At 62.4% G+C, this 24,198-nt stretch carries 23 protein-coding genes; 18 read left to right on the top strand and 5 right to left on the bottom strand.

Annotated elements, in window-relative coordinates; all coding sequences use genetic code 11:
- The first annotated feature begins 130 nt into the window (after positions 1–130).
- The 6 genes from GWG65_RS00215 to GWG65_RS00190 all read left to right on the top strand — a co-directional run bounded on the left by GWG65_RS00215 (position 131) and on the right by GWG65_RS00190 (position 5,554).
- Positions 131–874 (top strand): SDR family oxidoreductase, encoded by a 744-nt coding sequence (locus tag GWG65_RS00215; RefSeq protein WP_275193274.1) that lies wholly within the window; start codon positions 131–133, stop codon positions 872–874.
- 311 nt (positions 875–1,185) lie between these two features.
- The gene (locus tag GWG65_RS00210) at positions 1,186–1,941 is read left to right on the top strand and encodes a hypothetical protein (protein ID WP_275193273.1); all 756 of its coding nucleotides are present in this window, start codon (positions 1,186–1,188) and stop codon (positions 1,939–1,941) included.
- A 28-nt stretch (positions 1,942–1,969) separates the two neighbouring features.
- A complete protein-coding gene (locus GWG65_RS00205) occupies positions 1,970–2,614 on the top strand; it encodes a response regulator transcription factor (protein ID WP_275193272.1) in 645 nt (214 codons plus the stop codon).
- A 91-nt stretch (positions 2,615–2,705) separates the two neighbouring features.
- Positions 2,706–4,523, top strand: a complete 1,818-nt coding sequence (locus tag GWG65_RS00200) for an ATP-binding protein (protein WP_275193271.1) — start codon at positions 2,706–2,708, stop codon at positions 4,521–4,523.
- A gap of 167 nt (positions 4,524–4,690) precedes the next feature.
- Positions 4,691–5,143: an SgcJ/EcaC family oxidoreductase gene (locus tag GWG65_RS00195; protein ID WP_275193270.1), complete on the top strand. Its 453-nt coding sequence runs from the start codon at positions 4,691–4,693 to the stop codon at positions 5,141–5,143.
- Positions 5,144–5,266: 123 nt separating this feature from the next.
- Complete coding sequence (locus GWG65_RS00190; RefSeq protein ID WP_275193269.1) at positions 5,267–5,554, top strand: hypothetical protein; 288 nt, start codon at positions 5,267–5,269, stop codon at positions 5,552–5,554.
- A gap of 304 nt (positions 5,555–5,858) precedes the next feature.
- On the opposite strand, the gene GWG65_RS00185 is transcribed toward GWG65_RS00190, so the two are convergent.
- Together GWG65_RS00185 and GWG65_RS00180 are read right to left on the bottom strand one after the other, a co-directional pair.
- Entirely contained in the window at positions 5,859–6,413 is a 555-nt protein-coding gene (locus GWG65_RS00185; RefSeq protein ID WP_275193268.1) for a thioredoxin family protein, read from the bottom strand.
- Between the two features lie 673 nt (positions 6,414–7,086).
- A complete protein-coding gene (locus tag GWG65_RS00180) occupies positions 7,087–7,725 on the bottom strand; it encodes a 2'-5' RNA ligase family protein (protein WP_342760623.1) in 639 nt (212 codons plus the stop codon).
- A gap of 382 nt (positions 7,726–8,107) precedes the next feature.
- Between GWG65_RS00180 and GWG65_RS00175 the strand changes: the two genes are divergently transcribed.
- Positions 8,108–9,496, top strand: a complete 1,389-nt coding sequence (locus GWG65_RS00175) for an MFS transporter (RefSeq protein WP_275193267.1) — start codon at positions 8,108–8,110, stop codon at positions 9,494–9,496.
- 9 nt (positions 9,497–9,505) lie between these two features.
- Here the strand turns inward: GWG65_RS00175 and GWG65_RS00170 are convergent, their stop codons facing one another.
- Positions 9,506–11,125 carry a B12-binding domain-containing radical SAM protein gene (locus GWG65_RS00170; RefSeq protein ID WP_275193266.1) on the bottom strand — a complete coding sequence of 540 codons (1,620 nt, stop codon included), beginning with the start codon at positions 11,123–11,125 and terminating at the stop codon, positions 9,506–9,508.
- Between the two features lie 261 nt (positions 11,126–11,386).
- On the opposite strand from GWG65_RS00170, the gene GWG65_RS00165 reads away from it, so the two are divergent.
- The 10 genes from GWG65_RS00165 to GWG65_RS00120 all read left to right on the top strand — a co-directional run bounded on the left by GWG65_RS00165 (position 11,387) and on the right by GWG65_RS00120 (position 20,745).
- Positions 11,387–11,836: a (2Fe-2S)-binding protein gene (locus GWG65_RS00165; protein ID WP_275193265.1), complete on the top strand. Its 450-nt coding sequence runs from the start codon at positions 11,387–11,389 to the stop codon at positions 11,834–11,836.
- Between the two features lie 11 nt (positions 11,837–11,847).
- The gene (locus tag GWG65_RS00160; protein ID WP_275193264.1) at positions 11,848–14,034 is read left to right on the top strand and encodes a molybdopterin cofactor-binding domain-containing protein; all 2,187 of its coding nucleotides are present in this window, start codon (positions 11,848–11,850) and stop codon (positions 14,032–14,034) included.
- Positions 14,035–14,081: 47 nt separating this feature from the next.
- The gene (locus GWG65_RS00155) at positions 14,082–15,365 is read left to right on the top strand and encodes an NAD(P)/FAD-dependent oxidoreductase (protein WP_275193263.1); all 1,284 of its coding nucleotides are present in this window, start codon (positions 14,082–14,084) and stop codon (positions 15,363–15,365) included.
- A gap of 201 nt (positions 15,366–15,566) precedes the next feature.
- On the top strand, positions 15,567–16,001 hold the full coding sequence (gene soxX / locus GWG65_RS00150) for a sulfur oxidation c-type cytochrome SoxX (RefSeq protein WP_275193262.1): 435 nt from the start codon (positions 15,567–15,569) through the stop codon (positions 15,999–16,001).
- An 8-nt stretch (positions 16,002–16,009) separates the two neighbouring features.
- On the top strand, positions 16,010–16,477 hold the full coding sequence (locus GWG65_RS00145; RefSeq protein WP_275193261.1) for a SoxY-related AACIE arm protein: 468 nt from the start codon (positions 16,010–16,012) through the stop codon (positions 16,475–16,477).
- Complete coding sequence (gene soxZ, locus GWG65_RS00140; protein ID WP_275193260.1) at positions 16,477–16,794, top strand: thiosulfate oxidation carrier complex protein SoxZ; 318 nt, start codon at positions 16,477–16,479, stop codon at positions 16,792–16,794. Before GWG65_RS00145 ends, soxZ begins: the two co-directional genes overlap by 1 nt.
- Entirely contained in the window at positions 16,791–17,570 is a 780-nt protein-coding gene (gene soxA, locus GWG65_RS00135; RefSeq protein WP_275193259.1) for a sulfur oxidation c-type cytochrome SoxA, read from the top strand. The genes soxZ and soxA overlap by 4 nt, the downstream gene beginning before the upstream one ends.
- 78 nt (positions 17,571–17,648) lie before the next feature.
- Complete coding sequence (locus GWG65_RS00130) at positions 17,649–18,974, top strand: sugar ABC transporter substrate-binding protein (RefSeq protein WP_275193258.1); 1,326 nt, start codon at positions 17,649–17,651, stop codon at positions 18,972–18,974.
- On the top strand, positions 18,971–19,909 hold the full coding sequence (locus GWG65_RS00125; protein ID WP_275193257.1) for a sugar ABC transporter permease: 939 nt from the start codon (positions 18,971–18,973) through the stop codon (positions 19,907–19,909). Before GWG65_RS00130 ends, GWG65_RS00125 begins: the two co-directional genes overlap by 4 nt.
- An 11-nt stretch (positions 19,910–19,920) precedes the next feature.
- Positions 19,921–20,745, top strand: a complete 825-nt coding sequence (locus GWG65_RS00120; RefSeq protein ID WP_275193556.1) for a carbohydrate ABC transporter permease — start codon at positions 19,921–19,923, stop codon at positions 20,743–20,745.
- A gap of 126 nt (positions 20,746–20,871) precedes the next feature.
- On the opposite strand, the gene GWG65_RS00115 is transcribed toward GWG65_RS00120, so the two are convergent.
- Positions 20,872–21,729: an oxidoreductase gene (locus GWG65_RS00115; RefSeq protein ID WP_275193555.1), complete on the bottom strand. Its 858-nt coding sequence runs from the start codon at positions 21,727–21,729 to the stop codon at positions 20,872–20,874.
- A gap of 110 nt (positions 21,730–21,839) precedes the next feature.
- On the opposite strand from GWG65_RS00115, the gene GWG65_RS00110 reads away from it, so the two are divergent.
- Entirely contained in the window at positions 21,840–22,391 is a 552-nt protein-coding gene (locus GWG65_RS00110) for a TetR/AcrR family transcriptional regulator (protein ID WP_275193256.1), read from the top strand.
- A 132-nt stretch (positions 22,392–22,523) separates the two neighbouring features.
- Here the strand turns inward: GWG65_RS00110 and GWG65_RS00105 are convergent, their stop codons facing one another.
- Positions 22,524–24,188 (bottom strand): regulator, encoded by a 1,665-nt coding sequence (locus GWG65_RS00105; protein WP_275193255.1) that lies wholly within the window; start codon positions 24,186–24,188, stop codon positions 22,524–22,526.
- Positions 24,189–24,198 lie beyond the last annotated feature (10 nt).

The following is a 24,198-nucleotide window of genomic DNA, read 5'->3' as shown; positions in this document are numbered from 1 at the left end:
AGGCCTTTTCTTTTTCGTGTTTCCTTCACCGTGGCTCTTGGTTACCACTGCTCGTCCTGCTCAGGCAATTCGCTGCCGGCAGGGATGGGCAGGAAACGAATAGCAAGAAGCAACCAAGAGAGCGTTGACCATGGACCTCGGGCTCAAATCGAAAACCGCTGTCGTCACCGGAGCGAGCATCGGCATCGGCCGCGCCATCACGAAGGGCCTGGCGGCCGAAGGCGTGCGCATCGTGGCGGTGGCACGGCGGGGCGACCTGCTCGCCCAGCTGGTGCAGGAGGTCGGCGGCGGCGCGATCATTCCGTTCGAGCAGGATGTGATGGCAAAGGACGCGGCCGAGAACATCGCAGCCTTTGCCTTGAAGGAGTTCGACCATGCCGACATCCTCGTCAACAATGCCGGCGGCAGCCGCCCGTTGCCGGTCGATGCGCCCGACAGCAAATGGGACGAGGCGATCGCGCTGAACTTCACCAGCTACCGCCGCATCGCGCATGCGCTGCTGCCGCAGATGGTGGAGCGCAAATGGGGCCGCATCATCAACATCACCGGCAAGTCCGAGCCGGAAGGCCTCAACGCCGCGTTCGCCGCCAAGGCCGCCGTGCACGCCTGGGCCAAGGGCCTGTCGCGCGAGATCGGCGAGCACGGCATCACCATCAACTGCATCCCGCCCGGCCGCATCATGAGCGAACAGATCCGCCGCAACTACCCGCCGGACTATCGCGAGCGGTTTGCGGAGGAAGAGATTCCGGTGGGCTATTGGGGCGAGCCGGAGGACCTCGCCGCGCTCGCGGTATTTCTGGCCTCACCGGTGGCGCGGTACATCACAGGCACGGTGATACCGGTGGATGGGGGATTGAGACGGTATCAGTTTTAGGGCGCGCTCTGCTCAACCGGTCAGCCCGCGAAAGCAGGCCGTGTCCGCTCTGCTTTCGGGAGCGGACAGTGTGAGCTAGCCTTGGCGGTTCGGCTCAGGGGCCAAGTGCGGCCCGCAGCTTTGCGCCAGAGGTGCACCCACGCTGACCTATATTTCCGGCGTCATCGTCGCTGAACCTTTGTGGGATTTTCCGGACCAACTTCTATAGCCACAAGAACGAAGGCTCTTCCGCTGTGAACCGAGCCGACCATAGTGAAGTGATAGTTCTGAATTGTGTTTAGCGCGCTGCATTTGCGCAAGAGAGGTCCTTTATGGACCGAACGGCTGGCGAGGAAGTCAGTTGCCATGCCATACAGCGTCATTCGGCAGGATGGCGCCAAGCTGGCGCTCTCATTGTGGCGACGCTCTGTACCGCGTGCACTCTCCTATTCGCGAGCGAAGCTACAGCTCAATGCACGGTGCGAGATGTTCTGCAGAACCATCTGAGGCTCAAGAAAGCTCTCTCAGCTGATCGGCCGCAACTCCTAATCAAATCCGCCGCCGATGTCCCCGTGTGGAAGACGATTAAAATCGGGACGTTTGCAAATTTCTTTGCCCTGAGTAACGCAATGGATAGGGTAGGTTGCGGCATCGGAAACTCGGCTGGCGAAATTCTCGCGCGACCGACCTTTACCCTTAGCGCCACGAAAGCGAACGTAGCGCTTTTTGCGGTGTCGGCATCCGAACTTGGCTTTCAGACTGATACTGCGGCGCTGGCGGACATTTATGCGCGCGCCAAACAATTGGGTTTCGGCCTTGCGGCGGCAGAAGTCGGGCCACAGCTGAGGCTTCAATATTTTGATCAGCCGATCGGTGAATTTCTTATCATCGGAATGGAGCCAATCAAGACGTGGAAGGATGCGCCTGTCATCTTGAATGTCGCCAACGGCGGAGCGGGCCTAATTCTCATCGGCCAAGATGGCAGTGCCGACGCACAGATCTCTGTGGCATCCCGTTTTGTATTTGTGCGGACCATTGAAGCCGCTCCTGCCGAGGAGCAGGAGGCCCTAGCACGTGTCGATCCCTGAATTTCCAAGTGTTCCCGGGGAGGGCCTCATGACGACAGTGATGGTGGTTGAGGACGACCCCGCGTTTCTCACGCGTTTTTGCAGGATTGTGGCCTCCGACCCCGAGCTCGAACTGTTCGCCGCAGTAGGCGACCTCGCTTCCGCGCGGCAGGCTATAAGCAAGGCAACACCAGACGTATTGCTGACTGACCTCGGGCTTCCCGATGGTAGCGGCATCGACCTGATCCGCGAGACAGCGCGTCGCCACCCGAACACGGACATCATGGTCATCACCGTATTCGGCGATGAAGACCATGTGCTCGCCAGCATCGAAGCCGGAGCGACAGGCTACATTCTCAAAGACAGCTTGCCTCACGAGTTTGTCGATCTAATCAAACAACTGCGCACCGGCGGGTCTCCGATCAGTCCGGTGATAGCCCGGCAGTTGCTCAAGCGGCTCAAGCCTCGCGGCATTGCGCCAGCAATCTGCCCGACCGAGGAAACCCCGCTCTCGGCACGCGAGGCGGAGGTTCTCGGTCTTATTGCCAAGGGCTTTAGCTTCGGCGAGATCGCGCGATTGCTCGGTGTCTCGCAACACACCGTTATTTCTCATGTAAAGAAGATTTATCAGAAGCTCGCGGTGCATTCCCGCGGGGAGGCGGTCTATGAGGCCGGTAAGATGGGACTCATTTAGGTCTGTCGGCGCAATGAACCTGCGGGCGCCAGTGCGTCCGCTCACCCTGGTGCGTTTGGGCATACTCGGGGTCGCTATAGCGATGGTGGTCATGCCGCTTCCGTCGATCGCTGCAACCGACGCGCCCCCACTGCGCCTCGACCAGGCCGATTTCATCTTGAGTGATCGCCCCGAGCCGCCACCGGATTCGGCGGCTTGGCGGGCGCAGATCTTACCTGATGACTGGTTAGCCTCGCGCCCGGGTGTCTCGGGTTATGGCTGGTATCGCCTGCGCTTTGCTCTGCCAGGCAAACCTGACGAACTGTACGCTCTTCACGTGCCCCTGCTGAAGAGCGTAGGGGCTGTGTACGTGAACGGCATAAACGTGGGGCAGACTGGGATCTTTGAACGAACTGCAAGTGCGGAGCGGCTGGTGCACGACGCTCCATTGCTTGTGCCTGCGCGCGGCCTTTTTGCCAATGTTCCACGTTTTTTCTCCATTCGGCCCGAACTGCTGCATGCGGGTGCGAATACGGTCCACCTGCGTCTACAGGTTACACCCGGCGCGTCCGGAGTCTTGTCCCGCATCACGGTAGGACCGGAGCCTGTGGTTCGCTCGGAGTACGAGCGACGTGTCTTCGTGTCAGTCACCGGCCCACGAATGATCTCAATCTTTTCGGTTGGCTTCGGTCTTTTCATCCTGCTCTTGTGGCTGCGTCGACGTCATGAGTCGATGTACGGCTATTTCGCGTTGACCGCGCTCGCGTTCGCCCTCTTCGTCGCCGGCAGATTTGTTATCACCGAGCCGCCCATTCCGTTCCCCTACTGGGGCGTACTAGTGTGGGTGGGATTGGAAGGCTACATCGTGTTCATGTGCCTATTTGCTCTGCGCTACGCAGGTTGGCACTGGCCGCGTTTGGAACGCTGGCTCTGGGCCTATTTGGCTGTTTCACCGTTCATCGATTACGCGTCCTTCGTCGGGATCGGAGGTTGGATACCCGAGCACTGGTGGCTTATGACTTTCGTGCTGACCCTGGTCTATGTCGGGTTCTTTTGGACGATCGCCGGGCAGCGGAGAACACTGGAGACGTTGGGCCTGGCGATCGCCGGATCGGTCAAGCTGATCATCTCTGCCAACGAGCGCCTGCTGCCCCATCCGATAGACCTGCCACGGTATCAGCCGTTTGCCTACCTGCCGATGTTCATCGTGATCGGTTGGATCCTGATTGATCGCTTCGTGAAAGCGCTCAACGAATCGGAAAAGCTCAATGCTGAACTGGAACAACGTGTGGCGCAGAAGCATGCCGAGTTGGAGCAGAGCTACCAGCGCATGCAGCAGATGGAACGGCAGCAAGCCATTGTCGAAGAACGCCGCCGCATCATGAGTGACATGCACGACGGTATCGGCGCGCAGCTGATCTCGACCTTGAGCTTGGTCGAGCACGGCGAGTGCGCGGCAACGGAAGTCGCCGCCGCCTTGCGCGAATGCCTGGACGATCTCCGCCTCACGATCGATTCACTGGAGCCGACCGAAAACGATCTTCTGCCGGTGATGGGAAACCTGCGCTACCGGCTCGATGAACGTCTGAGCAAACAAGGCATTGATCTCGACTGGCGAGTAAGTGAGGTGCCGGGTCTCTCCTGCCTGACGCCGCAGAATGTCTTACACATTCTGCGCATTCTGCAGGAGGCTTTCACCAATATCGTGAAGCATGCGCACGCAACCAACATACACGTAGAGACCGGATTGGATGCAGCAGGCGAACACGTCTACATCCAGGTGCGTGACAATGGCACGGGCTTCTCCAGCGAACGCACAGGTCGTGGTCTCGCCAGCATGAGGCATCGCGCGAAACTCATCGGCGGCCACCTCGACATCCAGCCATCCGCCGCGGGCACGACCCTCAATCTGCTACTGCCAGTTTCCTGAATAGCCGCAACACGGGCCCGCCTCGATTCGAGGCAGAGCAACGGCGCGAGCGGAAAGCGCATCCCCTGTTCGCGGGATGGGTTTCCGCATTTACGTGATTCCGCTGTATCCATAGCGCCGTTACGTTGGATCTATCGAGAGGTCCAACAGACTCATGAGGTGCGGCCATGAAAGCGAATTTTGCACTCCCCGCAGTTGTGATTGTTATGCTCACCTTGGTCGGAAGCGCGAGATCGGAGGATTTGCGCGCCGCAATGGAGGCGGACAACGCCCGCTGGCTCACCGCCTACAACACTAACACACCTACAGCTTTTCCGGCCTTGTATACGGAGGATGCGGTCGTGCTGCCGCCAGGATCGCAGCCCGTTAAGGGAAGACAAGCGATCGGGCAGTTCTGGGAAGACCGACTCAAGCCGGACAACAGGAAGGATCACACGTTCGAGATCGTCAGCCTTCAGCAGGATGGCCAATATGCCTATCAGGTCGCCCGCTGGACGCTCAATGTCATCAACAAGACCGGCGAGCCGACGAAAGTGTCGGGTAACACCGTTCGCATCTTCGAGCACCAGCCCGACGGCGCCTGGCTCACCAAAGTGCATATTTTCAATCTCCACCAATAGCCACCTTGCTCGACCTTCGGCGACACGAGGACGCCACAAGCTGGCTGTCGATGTCCACTGTCGAGGAGGTCGAGCGAAACGCTCAAGCCTGTTGGGGCTGGATTTGACCAAAGGAGAATGATCATGAAGAACTTATTCTCGATCACCACCATCTCAGCCGTCATGCTGAGCGGAGCCGGTGCGCCGGCTGCGGAACTTCCAACTTTTGAACTGATGGGTTTTCCAATTGCGCCGCACCAGGTTGCGGTCATCGGAGCAGCCAATGTTCAAGAGCAATCCCCGATTGCAGCGCTTACGCTCGGCGGCATGCCGGCCTCTCCCCACCAAGTGGCCGTATTGATGCTCCGCCCCGGGATGACTGAGCAGGCCGCAGCCGCGAATCTGACCAAGGTGGACTCCTCGGCGCGCTAGATGATGTCGCGATACTGGCAGAAGACAGCGCGGTCGTATTCTCGTTCTCGGCTAGCCAGTTGTATCGTCGTTCTCGATTAGAAACGTCTGCGGACGTGTGTCGTCCAGCGTCCCAACAAGCTGTCTGCAGCGGGTCAATCGCGATTTGTTGGCCACACGCCGGCCACTTCTGGTCCAGACACTCTCAGCGATTGTCGGTATGTGTCAAACGGGCCAGAAGCTGACTAGTGCGGCCAGAGGTGGGCCTCCGAGGCGCAAAGAATGTCGTTTCTATCGGTGATGCGCTCAGCACAGGGGCGCGGCTTTATTTGTCCTTCCATTTGATCGAGCAGCCAATAGACGCCTTTTGGTCAGCTGGCGCCACACCGGTGGTCGCAATCGCCCGCATGGCCTCGACAAGCTCTCGGGGCGCTCCCGCGCGAGGCGGAGTTGTGCGGCCTTCGTCGAGGCGGCCGCGATACTTGAGCTTGCGGTCGGCATTGTAACCGAAGAAGTCCGGCGTACAGACCGCACCATACGCTCGAGCGACTGCCTGGGTCTCGTCGTGGAGATATGGAAATGGAAGATCATGAGCTTTCGCGAAACGTTTCATGTTCTCAAATGAGTCTTCGGGATAGCTCGCCGCATCGTTCGAGCAAATCGCTGCAAAGCCGACGCCCTCCGACATCAGCACGCGAGCGTCCGAAACCAGGCGGTCGATCACCGCTTTGACATAGGGACAATGGTTACAGATGAAGGCGACGACCGTGCCTTTTTCGCCAGCAACGTCGTCCAATGCATAAGTCCTGCCGTCTGTAGCCGGTAGCCGGAACTCCGCCGCCGGCGTATCAAGCGCGACTTCGGTAGCTGTTGTCGCCATATCGCACCTCCTTGTGCCCCAAACAGATGTTGACGATCGCCTCCCGAGGCACTGTCCAACGGGGCTAGGAGGGCGGCTGCGTCTCGGAGAACATGTCGACAATCTTGTTGGTCATGCCATTCACGATCAGCACCGGGTCTTTCATTCTCACGTACATGTAGTCCCGCGATTCGGGGCATTTGTGAAAGGACCGGTGTCGGCAGCGATTGCGCCTTAACGCCTTTTGGTAGTGTCGCGCCGACAGCTGGGGTGAAGTCCTTAGCGGACTTGGTGGCCGCCAGCCGGAATTGGACCTCGTTGTGCTCGGTCAGCACGGCCTTGCGAATGTGCTACACTGGGAGCTCTCATAGCTCGATATCCTTCCCGGATACGCCGCCCCTAAGGTAACGGACAGATCGTTTGTCCGTTCCGCTCACCTCGTTCAAAGTCACGGGATTCGTTCTCGGCAACAGAACTGATGGCATCTATCTTGCGAAATTCTACAAAATTCGCACGTCCGCAGGGCGCGTGGGATACATTTCGTATCGCCAGCGGGACCAGTTTCTTGATTTGACCTCACCATTGCGCTCGAGCATGAAGTAGACGCTGTATGTCCGTTTCGGGTCCAGAAGCAGTCTTCGCCAAAAAGAGCTTGGCAGGTCCCTATGGACCAGAAGAGAAGCGGCTCAATCAATTACGAAACGGGCGGCAATCTCCGCTCGGCAATGACCCGTACGGGCGGGAAAACCACGCAATCCACCACGTCGAACAGCACTGTGATATTTTGGTCGAAAGAACGCGCAAAAGCCATGGCGGCATCGCTGTTTGCATCAGCAATGCGCGTGCCTAGCGTGCAATGAGGCGTCCAAGCGCCGGGCCGATAATGGGGCCGACAATGAGCGGGGTCGATGATGGCGTTGATCGAAGCGTGCAACCTCGCGAGCGCCTGATCGGTCGTGGGTTCCGCCCATAAGACAAGCGGCGGACCCGCGAACCAGCGAATACGCCTAAACTCGATGTGCAATCGCGCTTCGTCGTTCGCTGCGCGGCGCATTGCGTCCCACGCGGTCGTTTCATCAATCTCAGGTGAATCATAGATCGCGAACGTAAGATGCGGTCGATAGCCGAGGGAGCGCATCGAAGGCTCATCCTCGAATTCGGCAACCTGGTCCCACAATCGTTCGATTTCTCTCGCGGAGGAATCGTCGGCTCGAATGTTGATCGCTATTGCCATTTTCTGAACGAGCCGGAGGGTGCGGGCCACCAATATCTTCAGCGGAGTGGCCGAGGTCTGCAATGGACCAAATGGCGAATACCGCTGTTGTCTGCGCAAGTCTGCCTCACCTCTAGCAGCGAACATCGCGCATTCGTGAGGTGCACGCTCCCTGGCTTAATCCCGACCTGTGCCACGATAGCATCATGCCGGTGTTTTGCCCGACGCGTCAACGTGATCGCGGACAGCGAATGACGTCGCGGCGCAGATCGAAAACACCTTATCGATCAACGGGCGCTCTACTGTGCATGGGGTTGTTTTGCGACTTTTTTGTTTTGGTCGTCCTGACCGGAGGCGAAAAGTTTGCGAAGCGGCGCGCCTCCCGCTCCCACCCGACCCTCGCGCATACACAGCATGCAAGCTTGCGCCTGTGGCAAGCCGCGCGGCCGTAGTACATGCCGCAAGTCGCTGTACACACGCCGCCGGAGCAAAAGCGCAGGCAATGACAATCACGTTACCTGCCGCTGCGCGCCAGCCCGATTATCCCGTCGCCGACGGCCTACCCGCGATGCGCCGCCGCTGGGCGATCGCGGCGATCTTCACCGCGCTGGCGATGGCCTCGCTCGACACCGCGATCGCCAATATCGCCCTGCCCGCCATCGCGGCCGACCTGAATGTCAGCCCGGAGCAGTCGGTCTGGGTGGTCAATGTCTATCAGATCGCATTGGTCGCGACGCTGCTGCCGCTTGGCGCGCTCGGCGAGATCGTCGGCCACCAGCGCATTTATCTCGGCGGGCTGATCCTGTTCACGATCGCCTCGCTGCTCTGCGCGGTGGCGTGGTCGCTGGAGAGCCTGCTGGTCGCGCGCACGCTGCAGGGCCTCGGCGCGAGCGGCATCATGAGCGTCAACACCGCGCTGGTGCGCTTCGTCTATCCCGGCCGAATGCAAGGGCGCGGCTTCGGCCACAACGCGCTCGTGGTCGCGACCGCCTTCACCTTCGGGCCGTCGATTGCGTCGGCCATCCTCGCGTTCGGACCGTGGCCGTGGCTGTTCGCGGTCAACATCCCGTTCGGCCTCATCGCAATCGGCATCGGATTTGTCATGCTGCCGAAGACGCCGCGGGCGGATCACGATTTTGACTTTCTCGGCGCGCTCCTCGCCGCCGCCTGTCTCGGCCTGTTCATCACGGGCATCGGCAGTGCGGCGCATAATCTGTCGCCGGCTGTCGTTGCCGTCGAGCTGGTCACCGCGCTCGTGCTCGGCTTCGCCCTGATGCGCCGCCACGCTGACCATCCCGCGCCGATGCTGCCGATCGACCTGTTCAGCCGGCCGATGTTCGCGCTGTCGGCAGCAACGGCCGTGTGCTCCTTCGCCGTGCAGGGCCTCGCCTTCGTGTCGCTGCCGTTCTATTTCGAGGACGTGCTCGGGCGCTCGCAGGTCGAGACCGGCTTCTTCATGACGCCGTGGCCGCTGGTGGTCGGCTTCATGGCGCCGATCGCAGGCCGCCTGTCCGACCGTTACGCCGTCGGGCTTTTGGGCGGCATCGGGCTCGTGCTGCTCGGCCTCGGAATGGCGTTGCTCGCGATGCTGCCGGCCAATCCCGCCATTGCCGACATCATCTGGCGGATGGCGATCTGCGGCATGGGTTTTGGCTTCTTCCAGGCGCCCAACATGAACGCGGTGATGTCAAGCGCGCCGCCGCATCGCAGCGGCAGCGCCTCGGGCATCGTCGCGACCGCACGCCTGACGGGACAGACCACCGGCGCAGCCCTCGCCGCGGCCTGCTTTGCTCTTGCGGGCCACAGCGGTGCGACGGTGGCGCTGGCGCTCGGCGCGGGCTTTGCCGCGCTCGGTAGCGTGATGAGCTTCCTGCGGCTGGCGGTGAAGTAAGACCTCAGCTCAAGCCAGGTTGCGCGCCGGTGCCGCGGCAGCAGCCGCCGCCGGAACCACCGTCTGATCGTCCAGCTCGGCCAGACGCCCGTCGATCGCATCGATGACCTTGCGCGAGAACGGTCCGAGATGCGCATAGCCCGCGATCATCTGCACGGCGATCCGCGCCGATGTCGTGTCGCGCTTGGCGCAATTCATGAAAGTCTGCCAGAGCGGGCCGCGCGCCTCGGGAAGGGCGGTGACGACGCGATGCACCGTCTCCATGGCCCCGACCTTGGCGCGGATGTCGCCTTCGGCCAGTTCGTGGCGTTGCCTCGAGCGGTCGAGCAGCGTCATCAGGCGGTCGACGCGACTCGCATAGGCGGCCGGGCTATAGATGTGCTCCAGCACCTGCTTGTAATCCATCAGGATGTCGCGCAATGGGCGGATCGGATCGAAGTTGATGCCGCTCGTGCACTGGTCGGCGCCGAGGGTCGGGGCGAGATCGTGCCCCGCATGCAGCCGGCCTTCACGCTCGAGGCGCCGCGTGAGCTGCGTGTTCGGCAAGGCATAGAGCAGGCCGACCATGCTCACGGGAATCGCGGCTTCCTCGATGAATTCGATCATGGCCTCAGCCATCGAAGCCTTCTCGTTATCGAAACCGACGATGAAGCCGGCGGTGACGAGCATGCCGGCGGCGTAGATCTTATGGATGCTCTCGGCAATGTTGCGCCGCGTGTTCTGCTTCTTCCGCATCGCGACCAGCGTCGCCGGATCCGGACTTTCGATGCCGACGAAGACGGCGAAGAAATTGGCCGCTCCCATCAGGTCCAATAGCTCGGGATCGTCCGCCAGATTGACCGAGGCTTCGGTCGACAATTCGAAGGGATAGCCGTGGGCACGCTGCCATTCGGCAAGCTGGGGCAGAAACAGCCTGAGCGACTTCTTGTTGCCGATGAAATTGTCGTCGACGAAGTCGAGATGGCCGCGGTAGCCCATCGCGTAGAGCCGATCGAGCTCGACCAGCATCTGCGCGTTGGTCTTGGTTCGCGGGACGCGCCCGTAGAGCTCGATGATGTCGCAGAACTCGCAGGTGAACGGGCAGCCGCGCGAATATTGCACACCGAGATAGAGATAGTCCTCGAATTTGAGCAGATCGAAACGCGGCACCGGCGTGCTGGTCACGTCGGCCTGGAATTTCGGCGCGGTGAAGACGCCGGAGCGTGCACCGCCCTCCCAGGCCGCGATGAATTCGGCGATGACGCTTTCGGCCTCGCCGAGTACCCGGAAGTCGGCCCGTTCGTAGATGTGCGGGCTGGACGTGGCATCCGGACCGCCAACCACCACCGGCTTGCCCGCCGCGCGGCACAGCTCGATCAGGCGCAGCGTGTCGGCCTGCTGCGGCATCATTCCGCCGGTGAAGACCACGTCGGCCCAGGCAAGATCCTCGTCCCCGAGGGGGCCCGTATTGCAGTCGATCAGGCGCACCGTCCAGCTCTCGGGCAGCATCGCGGCAACCGTGATCAGGCCAAGGGGAGCGGCGGGGCGCTTTACACCCATCAGTTTGCAGGATTCGCCAAAACTCCAGAAGGACTCCGCAGAGAACAGCGGATAAAGCATCAGGACGTTGCAAGGCTGCGGTACGGTCATGGAACCCCTTTTTGACTCGCCCCAGTGTAGCAGAGCGTTTCCGTCTTGCATCCCGGCAAAAGGGACAAACTGTCGCTCACTGTTCCCGGAATGTTTGCGCGCGGAAGCCGGGAAACGTCGCCCCAAGCCGTGCCGCGGGCGCCCAGGGAGGGGAATCTTCGGCCGTCACCCCGCGGACTGTTGATTTGAACAGCTCCAGTTTGCCGGACACATTGCGCCCCTGAGTCCAATCGGTGGATTGGGCCAATCAGGGGACTTGCGATGGCAAATCTAACAATCAACGGAAAAGCCGTGACGCTCGATGTCGAGCCGGATACCCCGCTGCTCTGGGCGATCCGCGAGAACGCCGGCCTGACCGGCACCAAATATGGCTGCGGCATCGCACAATGCGGCGCCTGCACCGTTCACCTCGATGGCGTGGCGATACGCTCCTGCGGTGTGTCGGTCAGCGAGGCCGAGGGCAAGAAGGTCACCACGATAGAGGGGCTGGCGTCCGGCAACTCGCTGCACAGGGTGCAGGAAGCCTGGATCGCCCAGGACGTCCCGCAATGCGGCTATTGCCAGAGCGGCATGATCATGGCGGTGGCGGCGCTCCTGAACGAGAAGCCGAAGCCGACCGACGCCGATATCGACGAGGCCATCACCAATATCTGCCGCTGCGGCACCTTCCAGCAGGTGCGCGAAGCGATCCACACGATCGCAAGCGCGTAAGGAGCCGTCACATGAACAAGCACGTTTCGCCTAAGATGAACCGCCGCGCCTTCGTCATCGGCAGCGCCGCACTTGGCACCGGCCTTGCAGTCGGCCTCGATGTCCCCTTCGGCGGCCCCGCCGTGGTGCGCGCGGCCGACGGCTCGCCCGAGATCGGCGCCTGGGTCGTGGTCAGGCCCGATGACACCGTCGTGATCCGCGTCGCCCGCTCCGAGATGGGCCAGGGCTCGCTCACCGGCCTCGCCCAACTCGTCGCCGAGGAACTCGAATGCGACTGGACCAAGGTCACGACCGAATACCCGACGCCCGGGCAGAGCGTCGCCCGCAAGCGCGTCTGGGGCGACTTCTCGACCGGTGGCAGCCGCGGCATCCGCTCTTCGCAGGATTATGTCCGCAAAGGCGGCGCCACCGCGCGCATGATGCTGATTCAGGCCGCCGCCAATGAATGGAAAGTGCCGGCATCCGAATGCACCGCCGCCAACAGCGTCATCACCCATTCCCCGTCGGGGAAGAGCACGACCTACGGCAAGGTCGCCGAAGCCGCGGCAAAGCTGACGCCACCGGCCGACGTCAAGCTGAAGGACCCGAAGGACTGGAGGCTGGTCGGCAAGGGCGTGAAGCGGCTGGACACGCCGGACAAGGTCACCGGCACTACCGTGTACGGCATCGACGTCAAGCTGCCCGGCATGCTCAACGCCGCGATCAAGGACTGCCCGGTCTTCGGCGGCAAGGTGAAGAGCTTTGACGAAGCCAAGATTGCCGGCATGAAAGGTGTGCAGAAGGTCGTCAAAGTCGGCGATACCGCGGTCGCGGTCGTTGCCGATACCTGGTGGCACGCCAAGACCGCGCTGGACGCGCTGCCGATCGTCTGGGACGAGGGCGACAACGCCAAGGTCTCAAGCGAGTCGATTGCAAAGTGGCTGGCCGATGGCCTCGACAACGAGCAACCGGCCTATGTCGGCAACCGAAACGGCGACGTGAAGGCGGCAATTGCCGGCGCGGCAAAGAAGATCGAGGCCGTCTACAACTATCCCTACCAGAACCATGCCACGATGGAGCCGATGAACGCCACCGCGCTCTGCACAGCGGACAAATGCGAGGTCTGGTGCGGTACGCAGAATGGCGAGGCGGCCTTCGCGGCGGTGCTGGAGGCCTCCGGCCTGCCGGCGGAGAAATGCGACGTGCACAAGGTGATGCCCGGCGGCGGCTTCGGCCGGCGCGGTCAAACCGACTATGTCCGCCAGGCGGTCGCGATCGCCAAGCAAATGCCGGGTACGCCGATCAAGCTGTTGTGGTCGCGCGAAGAGGACATGGCGCACGGCAGGTATCACCCGATCACCCAGTGCAAGATGACCGGCGCGTTCGATGCCAACAACAATCTGATCGCCCTGCACTACCGCCTGTCCGGGCAGTCGATCCTGTTCTCGCTCCGCCCCGAAGCGCTGCAGAACGGCATGGATCCGGCCGCATTCCAGGGCGTCGCCCAAACCGGCGAGGCCGCGTTCGGCTATTCGGTGCCGAACCTTTTGGTCGAGCATGCGATGCGCAACCCGCACGTTCCGCCCGGCTTCTGGCGCGGCGTCAACGTCAATCACAACGCGATCTACATGGAATGCTTCATGGACGAGCTAGCCCATGCCGCAGGCCAGGACCCGCTCGAATTCCGCCGCAAGCTGATGGGCAATCACCCCAAGCATCTGGCCGTGCTCAATGCCGTGGCCGAGAAGATCGGCTGGGACAAACCGGCGCCACAGGGGATCCATCGCGGCATCGCGCAGGTCATGGGCTATGGCAGCTATGTCGCCGGTGCCGCCGAAATCTCGGTGACCGACGCCAGCAAGATCAAGGTGCATCGCATCGTCGCCTCCACCGATCCCGGCTACATCGTCAACCCGGCGCAGGTGGAGCGGCAGATCGCCGGCTCCTTTGTCTATGGCCTCTCCGCGCTGTTCTACGGCGGCTGCACCGTCAAGGACGGCCGCATCGAGCAAACCAACTTCGACACCTACAACTCGATGCGTATCAACGAGATGCCGAAAGTGGAATCGGTGATGGTGCCGAGCGGCGGCTTCTGGGGCGGCGTTGGCGAGCCGACCATCGGCATCGCAGCACCCGCGGTGCTCAACGCCTATTTCGCGGCGACGGGCAAGCGCATCCGCTCGGTGCCGCTGCGCGACCAGAACATCACCTTCGCCTGAAAAGACGGCTGCGGCGGCCGAAGAGAGCCGCCGCAGCCTTTGGTCGGATGATCCTGATGACGACGCGCCCGGTGACACGGCGGAATACCATGTTCGGCATTACCGCGGCGGCCGCAACGTTGGTGCGGCCGTCGATGTCGCGCGCGCAATCCGCTGGCCGGATCGTCGTGATCGGCGGGGGCTTTGGCGGCACGGCCTGCGCCCGCGCGTTGAAGCGGGCCAACGCTGCCCTTCAGATCACCCTGGTCGAGCCGAACAAGGTGTTCATCGCCTGCCCGTTCAGCAACGAAGTGATCGCCGGCCTGCGCGGCATTGAGGCGCAGCAATTCGGTTATGACAAGCTCGCCGCCGATGGCATCACAATCATCGATCAGGCTGCGACCAGGATCGACCCGCAGCAGCGACGCGTTACGACATCCGACGGCCCCTCGCTCGCCTACGACCGGCTCGTCCTCTCACCCGGCATCGACTTCCATTTCGATGCCCTGCCCGGCTACGACGATGCCGCATCGGAAAAGATGCCGCACGCCTGGAAGGCGGGCGCGCAGACCCTTCTGCTGCGCAAGCAGCTCGAGGCGATGGCGGATGGCGGCCTCGTCGCGATCGCAATCCCGGCCAATCCCACGCGCTGTCCGCCGGCGCCTTACGAGCGCGCCAGCCTGATCGCGCACTACCTGAAGACAAAGAAACCCCGCTCGAAAGTCCTGGTGCTCGATGCCAAGGACGGTTTTCCCCAGCAGCGGCTGTTTGAGAAGGCATGGAAGGAGCTTTACGGCGGTATGATCGAGCGCGTGGCGCTGTCGCAAGGTGGCCGCGTTACCTCCGTCGATCCATCCACAAACACCATCATCACTGAATTCGGCAATTACACCCCTGATGTCGCAAACGTCATTCCACCGCAACGTGCAGGGCGCATTGCCGAGATCGCGGGCGCGGCGAATGCGACGGGTTGGTGTCCGATCGATCCCGTGACCTTTGAGTCGAAGCTGGTCCCAAACATCCACGTCATCGGCGATGCCTGCCTCGGCGGCGGCATTCCCAAATCGGCGTCTGCCGCGAGCACGCAGGGCAAGGCCTGCGCCGCCGCCATCGTCAACCTGCTCGCGGGCCGTCCGACGGAAACCCCGCGGCTGACGGGCGTCTGCTACAACACCGTTGCGCCTGCTTACGGCTTTTCGCTCGCCGGCAACTACCAGCCGAAGGGAGACATCTTTGTCGAGGTCGAGGGCGGCGCGACCAGCCCAGTCGATGCGCCGCGCGAGCTGCGCGCCCGCGAAGCCGCCGAGGCAGAGACGTGGTTTCGGACCATCACGGCGGATACCTTTGGCTAGGGCATGATGAGACCAAGCCGTCGCCACGAACACGGTGCGCTCCCTCCCCCGCCTGCGGGGGAGGGCTGGGGAGAGGGTGCCTCCACAATCGAGAACCCCCAAGAGGAAAGAGCCCTCACCCGGCGCTACGCGCCGACCTCTCCCGCAAGCGGGAGAGGTAAGAGGAGCCCGCGGCGACCTCAGTCATCACATCGAAAGCGCTTGGTTGCGGCATTGATCGCGGCGAGCTTCGCGTCTGCCACTACTGCTCCGGCGCAGGAACTCGTCCCCTACAAGATCGTCGAAGACGGCATTCCGGAGTCGCTCACCGGCTCGCCGGGCGATGCCGCGCGCGGACGCGCGCTCGTGCTGGCGCGCAGCACGACTTGCGTCCTTTGCCATTCCGGTCCCTTTCCGGAAACGCGATTCCAGGGCGATCTTGCGCCTGGCCTCGGGGGTGCCGGGAACCGCTGGTCGGTGAGTCAGTTGCGACTTCGTCTGGTGGATGCCTCGCGCTTCAACCCGCAGACCATCATGCCGTCTTACTATCGCCATGACGGCCTCGTGCGCGTTGGGCGCAATTTTGCCGGCAAGCCGATCTTGGCGGCCGCCGAGATCGAGGACATCGTGGCCTTTCTTGCAACGCTTCGGGACTAGGACTGTTTATGCCAACCACGCGACGACGATTCTTGAGCCTTGCCGGCGGCGTCACGGCCGCCGGGACGATTCCGATCGTCATGCTGCGGCCGCTTAACGCGACGCCCACGATGCTCAACGCAGCGATCCGCAACGTCGTCGGCGAGGCTCCGATACGGACGGGCAAGATCAAGCTCGACATCCCGCCGCTGGTCGAGAACGGCAACACGGTGCCGATGACGGTCAGCGTCGCGAGCCCCATGACGGCGGACGATTACGTCAGGAGCATCCACGTCCTCAACGAGAAGAACCCGCAGCCGAATATCGGCAACTTCTATCTCGGCCCCTCCTCCGGCCGCGCCCAAATCTCGACCCGGATCCGGCTCGCCGATAGCCAGAAGGTGGTCGCGATCGCGCGCCTCTCCGACGACACGTTCTGGCAGATCGCCGCCGAAATCGTCGTGACGCTGGCCGCCTGCACCGAGGAGGTCAACTGATGGCCGCGCTGATCAACGTTCCCACCAAGGCCAAACGCGGCGAAATCATCGAGATCCGCACGCTGACTTCGCACATTATGGAAACCGGCTTTCGCCACGCCGCCGCCGGCGACCTCGTGCCGCGCGACATCATCACGAGTTTTACTTGCCGCTACAACGGCAGCGAGGTCTTCCGTGCCGACCTGTTTCCGGCGATCGCGGCTAATCCTTACCTGTCCTTCTTCACTGTGGCGAAGGAGAGTGGCAAGTTCGAGTTCGAATGGATCGGCGACAACGGGTATGCGTCCACCGCATCGGCATCGATCACGGTCGAATGAAGTTTTGGCGCGCCATAGCGGTGGCGGCGCTGATCGCAGCGGCCCCCGTCGTGCTCGCCGGCGAGATCCCGCCGGAAATGCGCCGCTCCGGCTATTCCTTCATGGGACCCGAGACGCGTGCCATGCAGGACGACGACGCGTCTAATCCGGGCATGCTGTTCGTGCTCGACGGTCAGGCGTTGTGGACGAAGAAGTCTGGCAGCGCCGATAAGGCCTGCGTGGATTGCCATGGCGACGCGCGCAGTAGCATGAAGGGCGTCGCCGTGCGCTATCCCGCTTTCGACAAGACGCAGGGGCGCCCCGTTACGCTCGACCAGCGCATCAACCTCTGCCGCGCCGATCACCAGCAGGCGAAGCCGCTGGCTTACGAGAGCCGCGACCTCTTGGCGCTGTCCGCCTTCGTCGCCCACCAGTCGCGCGGCGTTCCGATCGCGGCGGGAGACGATCCACAGCTCAGGCCGTTCGTCGAGCTGGGCCGGGACCTCTTCAACCAGCGCGAAGGTCAGCTCAACCTTGCATGCACCAATTGCCACGACGACAACTTTGACAGGCGCCTCGCCGGCGCGCCGGTCACGCAGGGACAGCCGACCGGCTACCCGCTCTATCGCCTGGAATGGCAGACGCTGGGATCGCTGGAGCGGCGGCTGCGCAGTTGCATGACCGGTGTCCGCGCCCAGGCTTATGACTACGGCGCGCCCGAGCTGGTCGCGCTCGAACTATATCTGATGTCGCGGGCGCGGGGCCTGCCGATTGAGACGCCGGCGGTGCGGCCTTGATGATAGATTAGGGCTAGGCAGGCGTGACACGGTCGCTAGTATCCCCCCAAACATAATGAGTCACAGGGAGGGACTGACGTGGTCGACTATGGAATCTCGCGCCGTACACTTTTGACGGGCACCGCTGCTGCTGGCGCGCTCAGCCTCACCGGATTTCCCGCCCGCGCCGAAGTCAACTGGAAGAAATACGCCGGGACCAAGCTGGAGGTGATCCTCGCCAAGGGTCCGCGCGGCGACAACCTGCAGAAATACATCAAGGAGTTCACCGACCTCACCGGCATTCAGGTGGAGTCCGAGCAGATCCCCGAGCAGCAGCAGCGCCAGAAGGTCGTGATCGAGCTCACCTCGGGCCGGCCGAGCTTCGACGTTGTGCACCTCAGTTATCACGTGCAGAAACGGCAATTCGAGAAAGGCGGCTGGCTCGCCGACATGACGCCCTTCATGAAGGATCCGACGTTGACCGCGCCGGATCTGGTGGAGAGCGATTTCTCGGCCGCGGGCCTGCAATACTGCAAGAACGACAAAGGCCAGATGCTGTCCCTGCCGTGGTCCGTCGACTATTTCATCCTCTATTACAACAAGGAGCTGTTCCAGAAGAAGGGCGTCGCCGTCCCGAAGACCCTCGACGAGATGGCCGCGGCTGCCGAGAAGCTCACCGATCCCAAGGAAGGGACCTACGGCTTTGTCGGGCGCGGCCTGCGCAACGCCAACATGACGTTGTGGACCAACTTCTTCCTCGATTATGGCGGCGAATTCCTCGACGCCAAGGGCAACATCCTGACCGACGGTCCGGAAGCCATTGCTGCGACAAAGCTCTACCAGACGCTGTTGACGAAGGTCGCGCCGCCCGGCGTCGCCGGCTTCAACTGGATGGAATCGATGGCCTCGTTCACGCAGGGCAGATCGGCGATGTGGATCGACGGCGTCGGCTGGGCGCCGCCGCTGGAAGATCCGGCCGCCTCGCGCGTTGTCGGCAAGGTCGGCTACACCGTCGTGCCTGCCGGACCGAAGGGGCAATATTCGGCCACCTATGGCGACGGCATCGGGATTGCCGCCGCCAGCAAGAACAAGGAAGCCGCCTATCTGCTCTGCCAATGGGTGGTCTCGAAGCAGCAGGGCGCCCGGCTGTTGCAGGCCGGCGGCGGCGTGCCGTTCCGCAACTCGATCCTGAACGACCCCGAGGTCCAGAAGGGCGTGAAGATGCCCGCGGAATGGCTGCAATCGGTGATCGATTCCGCCAAGATCAGCAAGCTGGGCCTTCCCGTGGTGATCCCGGTCGCGGAGTTCCGCGATCTCGTTGGCGCGGCGATCACCGCAACCCTTGCCGGCGCCGATCCCGCGACCGAGTTGAAGAAGGCCCACGAGCAGTACCGGCCGATCCTGGAGCGCAGCGAAAAGGCGTGAGTGCAATCATACGGGCTAATCGGGCCGCGGCACCGTCAGATGCCGCGCCGGAGAAGGAGCTGCGGCCGCCGTCCTACTGGCCGTTCGTGGTGCCGGCGCTCATCGTCGTCATCGCCATCATCATCTTCCCGTGGGTATTCACGATCTGGATGAGCCTGAACGAGTGGAAGGTCGGTTCGCCGACCACCTTCGTCGGGCTGTCCAACTATTTGCGGCTGACGAGCGATCCCCGCTTTCTCGAAGCGGTGGGCCACACCATGGTCTATACCGTGCTGTCGGTGCTGCTGCCGCTGGTGCTGGGCACGCTGGCAGCAGTGGTTTTTCACCAGAAATTCGCCGGCCGCGGCTTCCTGCGCGCCCTCTTCATCATGCCGATGATGGCGACGCCCGTCGCGATCGCGCTGGTCTGGACCATGATGTTCCACCCGCAGCTCGGCGTACTGAACTATCTGCTGTCGCTTGTCGGGATACCTCCGCAGCTCTGGGTGTTTCATCCCGCAACGGTGATCCCGTCGCTGGTGCTGGTCGAGACCTGGCAGTGGACGCCGCTGGTCATGCTGATCGTGCTCGGCGGCCTCGCCGCGATCCCGGCCGAGCCGTATGAGAGCGCCCAGATCGACGGCGCCAGTTTCTGGCAGGTGTTTCGCTTCATCACGCTGCCGCTGATCATGCCGTTCCTGTTCATCGCCGGTATGATCCGCATGATCGACGCGGTGAAAAGCTTCGACATCATCTTCGCGATCACGCAAGGCGGACCAGGCTCGGCGTCGGAAACGATCAATATCTATCTCTATAGCGTCGCCTTCACCTATTACGACCTCGGCTACGGCTCGGCGATCGCGGTGGTGTTCTTCCTCCTTATCGTCGCGCTCGCGGCCGTGATGCTTTACATGCGCCAGCGCATGCTGTGGACCGAAATCGCGAGCGGCGCATGAACAAAGGTCAAATCAACCTGCGTCAGATCATCGGCAGAATCGGCCTGTGGCTCGCGGTGTTCGTCATCGTGTCGCCGGCAATCCTGTTCTTCCTGTGGATGGCGTCGCTGTCGCTCAAATTCGAGGTCGACAATGCCGCCTACCCGCCGGTGTTCATCCCGGAGCGTTTCGCCTGGAAGAACTACGCCGACGTGCTCGCCTCCAACCGCTTCCTGACCTATTTCGTCAACAGCCTGGTCGTGACCGGCAGTGCGACCTTGCTCGCGCTCGTCGTCGGCGTTCCCGCCGGCTACGGCATCGCACGCATGGCCGCGCACAAATCCGCGATCGTGATCCTGATCGCCCGCATCACGCCGGGATTGTCGTATCTGATCCCGCTGTTTCTCATGTTCCAGTGGCTCGGGCTGCTCGGCACGCTGGTGCCGCAAATCATCATCCATCTGGTGGTGACGGTGCCGATCGTGATCTGGATCATGATCGGCTATTTCGAGACGACGCCAATAGAACTGGAAGAAGCGGCGCTGATCGACGGCGCCACGCGCTGGCAGGTCTTCCGGCACGTTGCGCTGCCAATCGCCCGGCCGGGAATTGCGGTCGCCTTCATCTTGGCGGTGATCTTCTCCTGGAACAATTTCGTCTTCGGCATCGTGCTGGCGGGACGGGAGACGCGCACCCTTCCCGTCGCCGTGTACAACATGATCTCGTTCGATCAGTTGAGCTGGGGGCCGCTGGCGGCCGCCGCGCTGATCGTCACGTTCCCGGTACTGCTGCTGACGGTGTTTGCCCAGCGACAGATCGTCGCCGGGCTCACCGCTGGGGCCGTCAAGGGCGGGTGATCGCTGCTCTTCCTGCGAGATGGCGCTGCGGCCGTAACGCTCGAAAACGAGTGCTCACATGTTTGCCAATGACCGGTTTTTCGGGCCTTCGGTGTAAGCAGGCGGCGCTAGCCCGCCCGCATGCCGTCAAAAGGCTCGGGCGGTGCGGGGAGGCTGCGATGCGGCTACCGCATCGAGCCGCAGGTCCTTGCGGATCCCGGCGTCCACCAGACCAGCAGGCGCGAACCTGCGAAGCAACCGCAGGCGGTTCGCGAGCTTGCCGGCCGCATAGCGGGCCTTCGGGTGCGCTGCGCTCGCCGCTTTCAGAACGGTCTCGGCCACGACGCCGGGGGACTCGGCCGTAGTCATCACCTCGTTCACCCGCTTGGTGACGCCCGCGCGAGCCTCGCGATATTCATCGAGCTTGGCATCCGGCTCCATGAAGTTCGCGTCGAATGGCGTCTTGGTGTACGCAGGCTCGATGACCGAGACTCGGATGCCCCTCGTGCGTAGTTCATGGTCGAGCGATTCCGAATAGCCTCCCACTGCGTGCTTGGTTGCGGCATAGAGTGCGCCATAAGGCATCGGCAGAAAGCCAAGTACGGAGCCGATGTTGATGATACGACCATTCCCTTGGCGTCGCATGTGAGGGACGACGGCGCGCGTCATCCGGATCAGTCCGAAAAAGTTCGTCTCGAAAATCGATCGGGCCTGATCCATCGAGCTCTCTTCCGCTCCCGCAGGGGCAACACCGAAGCCGGCGTTGTTCACGAGCAGATCGATGCGGCCGTCGTGTCGCATCACTTCGCTGACGGCGGCTTCAACGGATTCATCGCTGGTCACATCAAGGGCAAGCATCTCGAACGGCCGCCTGCCGGCCTGCGCGCCTCGTCTGCTGGTGCCGTAGACCTTGTAGCCGGCTTTCGCGAGCCGCTCCGCCGTGGCTTCGCCGATGCCTGACGAGGCGCCGGTAACGAGCGCAATTCGTGTGTTGGTCGTATTCACGAGCTTTTCCTTTTGACGGTGCCCCGAATTGTTTTGATCACGATCGTAATCATTGATATAGATGATGATCGTCATTATAATTGTCAAGATCCGGGACCAGGATTTGCGAGATGCGCGTTTCAAAGGAACAAGCGGCCAAAAATCGCGAGCGTATTCTCGAGGCCGCCTCCCTCCTCATGCGAGAGCGCGGCATCTCTGGCATGGGTGTCGACGCGCTGGCTGACGCCGCCGGGATGACCCATGGCAGCATCTATAGTCAGTTCGGTTCCAAGGAACGGCTTGTCGAAGAAGCGGTGGCCCACGCCATCGCAGCCAAAGGGCGAGAAGTGCCCGACGGACTTGCGCTCGGCGACTACGTTTCCGAATACCTCTCGGCGGGGCATCGCGACAAACCGGGAAGCGGTTGCCCCTTTGCAGCCCTATGTTGTGAGATTCCGCGCCAAAACGGCGGCGCGAGAGAACGTTTCACAGCCGGAGTGCGAGGCATGATTGGGCTGCTGGGTGGTCGAATGGCCTCGACGCTAAAGCCACGACAGCGCCAAGAGAAGGCGCTGGCGATGGCCGCCTCCCTGATCGGGGCACTCGTATTGGCCCGGGCCGTGAACGATCCCAAGCTGTCGGACGACATTCTTCGCGCGACCAGGAACAAGTTGGCGGACTGACTTCTCGCCCCAACGCGAGGTTTGACCTCCCACTGCTTGATGAGCGATGGCAGTCGGGCAGCCGGTTGGACGAGGACAAGAATGCGGCCGGGTGACGCGACGCCGCCCGGCCACGATGCATGCTGGCCCAACCTACTCCGCCGGTGCCGCCGTCATCTCCGCATGCGGCATGTAGTGCTCGCTGGCGCGCCGGCTGAGAACATACAATCCGGCAGCCATCACGGCGTAGGCGAAAGCGACAGGTGGCGTCACGCCAAAGCCGCCGCCGATACCCACGGCCTCGCCATGCATGAAGCCGAAATAGGTGAGCACGGCACCAACCAGCGCGAAGGCGGATGCCTTCTCGAAGTCACGCTCGATGATGAAGACACCGATCGCACCGAGGATGAGGCCGCCGAGAATGGAGCCGCCGCCCATCACCTCGAGCCCGTGATAGAACACGCCCTGCTGCGGCAGGGCGGCAATCGCGGCAGCCTTGACCGCGTCGGCCTTGTCGGCGGCCAGCCCGCCGATTGATGTCGCGGCCATCATGGTCGAGCCCAGCATGGTGTCGATCTGAAGCTTGGCCCAGGCCGCAAGGTGCGGCGTCAGCGCCAGCACGATCGCGGGCGCATGCTTGATCGGCGTTGTCTGGAACGCCTGCGCGCCGATCAGCATGCCGATATAGAGCAGGATCGGCGAGATCGCGACCACCGGCACCAGCGCCAGCAGCACCGAGATGATGCCGAACCATGCCAGCACCACCACCATGATGCCGGTCGCAGCCGAATAGCCGATGCGGCCGCCCATCGCCTTCCAGCCGGGATGGCCGATATAGACGGCGTTGATGAAGGGATTACCCATGAGGCAGCCGATCAGGCTGACGACGCCGTCAGCGGTAAGCACGCGCGTGGTCGGATATTCGTCGCCGGCCGCTTCGGCGCTCTCGACATTGTCCATGGCCTCGACGAGGTCATAGATGCCGAACGGAATGGCGGTGACCAGGATGACGCCGAGGAATTCGAAGCCGGAGAAGACGTAGCCTACGGCCGGGATCGGCACCGAGAAACCGAAATTGGCAAAGGCATCGCCAACACCCTTGACGCTCAGCCCGCCGAGACCGAGGCCAAAGAGGTTCGAGCCCCAGGCGATGATCATGCCGACCGCGATGGCGACGAGGCCGGCAGGAATGCCGCGCCAGTATTTCACGCCGCCGAACCAGCTCACCAGGATGATGGCGAAACAGATCAGGCCGATCTGCGGCGTCATGTACATTTCGAGCGCAGGGCGCATCGAGATGAAGGTGACGGAAACGCCGGCGAGCGTGCCGAGCAGCGCCGCGCGCGGCGTGATTTTTCGGATGAACGGCGCGATGAAGCCGCCGATCATGAGAATAAAACTCTGGAAGAACACCCAGACCAGGTCGGCCGACCAGCCCTTGAGCGGATCGCCGGTCTTGATCGTGATCGGCAGCATGATCACGAAGGTGACGATGAACATGTGCGGCACGCTGATGCCCGAGGGCAGCGCGCAGACGTCGTTGCGTCCGGTCTTCTGCGCCAGACGATAGGCCAGGTACGCGTAGTAGAAGGTGGAGAGGCACATCATCAGCCCGAGCGCGGGCAGGATGCGGCCGAACACGAGACTGTCCGGCATCTTCAGCACGAAGCGCAACAGGCCCGTGAGCACGAGCATGTTGACGAGGATGTTGGTGCCGAAGCCGAAAAACGCGTTCCAGTCGCCCGGCGTCCATAATGCCGGCTTGAACCCGAACTTATTGATCTCAGATCTGCCGGCTGTCCCCGTCAACGTGCTCATGGTGATGCCC

The sequence above is a fragment of the Bradyrhizobium sp. CSA207 genome, from assembly GCF_029051685.1.
Taxonomy (GTDB): Bacteria; Pseudomonadota; Alphaproteobacteria; order Rhizobiales; family Xanthobacteraceae; genus Bradyrhizobium.
This window is presented reverse-complemented; position numbering and strand designations above follow the sequence as displayed.

Bases quoted from the DNA above. Each gene is read 5' to 3' on its own strand.
- GWG65_RS00205 (WP_275193272.1), top strand. From the start codon at position 1,970: ATGACGACAGTGATGGTGGTTGAGGACGACCCCGCGTTTCTCACGCGT.
- GWG65_RS00105 (WP_275193255.1), bottom strand. From the start codon at position 24,188: ATGAGCACGTTGACGGGGACAGCCGGCAGATCTGAGATCAATAAGTTC.
- GWG65_RS00195 (WP_275193270.1), top strand. From the start codon at position 4,691: ATGAAAGCGAATTTTGCACTCCCCGCAGTTGTGATTGTTATGCTCACC.
- GWG65_RS00145 (WP_275193261.1), top strand. From the start codon at position 16,010: ATGCCAACCACGCGACGACGATTCTTGAGCCTTGCCGGCGGCGTCACG.
- GWG65_RS00155 (WP_275193263.1), top strand. From the start codon at position 14,082: ATGATCCTGATGACGACGCGCCCGGTGACACGGCGGAATACCATGTTC.
- GWG65_RS00210 (WP_275193273.1), top strand. From the start codon at position 1,186: ATGGACCGAACGGCTGGCGAGGAAGTCAGTTGCCATGCCATACAGCGT.
- GWG65_RS00190 (WP_275193269.1), top strand. From the start codon at position 5,267: ATGAAGAACTTATTCTCGATCACCACCATCTCAGCCGTCATGCTGAGC.
- GWG65_RS00160 (WP_275193264.1), top strand. From the start codon at position 11,848: ATGAACAAGCACGTTTCGCCTAAGATGAACCGCCGCGCCTTCGTCATC.
- soxZ (WP_275193260.1), top strand. From the start codon at position 16,477: ATGGCCGCGCTGATCAACGTTCCCACCAAGGCCAAACGCGGCGAAATC.
- GWG65_RS00200 (WP_275193271.1), top strand. From the start codon at position 2,706: ATGCCGCTTCCGTCGATCGCTGCAACCGACGCGCCCCCACTGCGCCTC.
- GWG65_RS00165 (WP_275193265.1), top strand. From the start codon at position 11,387: ATGGCAAATCTAACAATCAACGGAAAAGCCGTGACGCTCGATGTCGAG.
- GWG65_RS00110 (WP_275193256.1), top strand. From the start codon at position 21,840: ATGCGCGTTTCAAAGGAACAAGCGGCCAAAAATCGCGAGCGTATTCTC.
- GWG65_RS00170 (WP_275193266.1), bottom strand. From the start codon at position 11,125: ATGACCGTACCGCAGCCTTGCAACGTCCTGATGCTTTATCCGCTGTTC.
- GWG65_RS00215 (WP_275193274.1), top strand. From the start codon at position 131: ATGGACCTCGGGCTCAAATCGAAAACCGCTGTCGTCACCGGAGCGAGC.
- soxA (WP_275193259.1), top strand. From the start codon at position 16,791: ATGAAGTTTTGGCGCGCCATAGCGGTGGCGGCGCTGATCGCAGCGGCC.
- GWG65_RS00185 (WP_275193268.1), bottom strand. From the start codon at position 6,413: ATGGCGACAACAGCTACCGAAGTCGCGCTTGATACGCCGGCGGCGGAG.
- GWG65_RS00175 (WP_275193267.1), top strand. From the start codon at position 8,108: ATGACAATCACGTTACCTGCCGCTGCGCGCCAGCCCGATTATCCCGTC.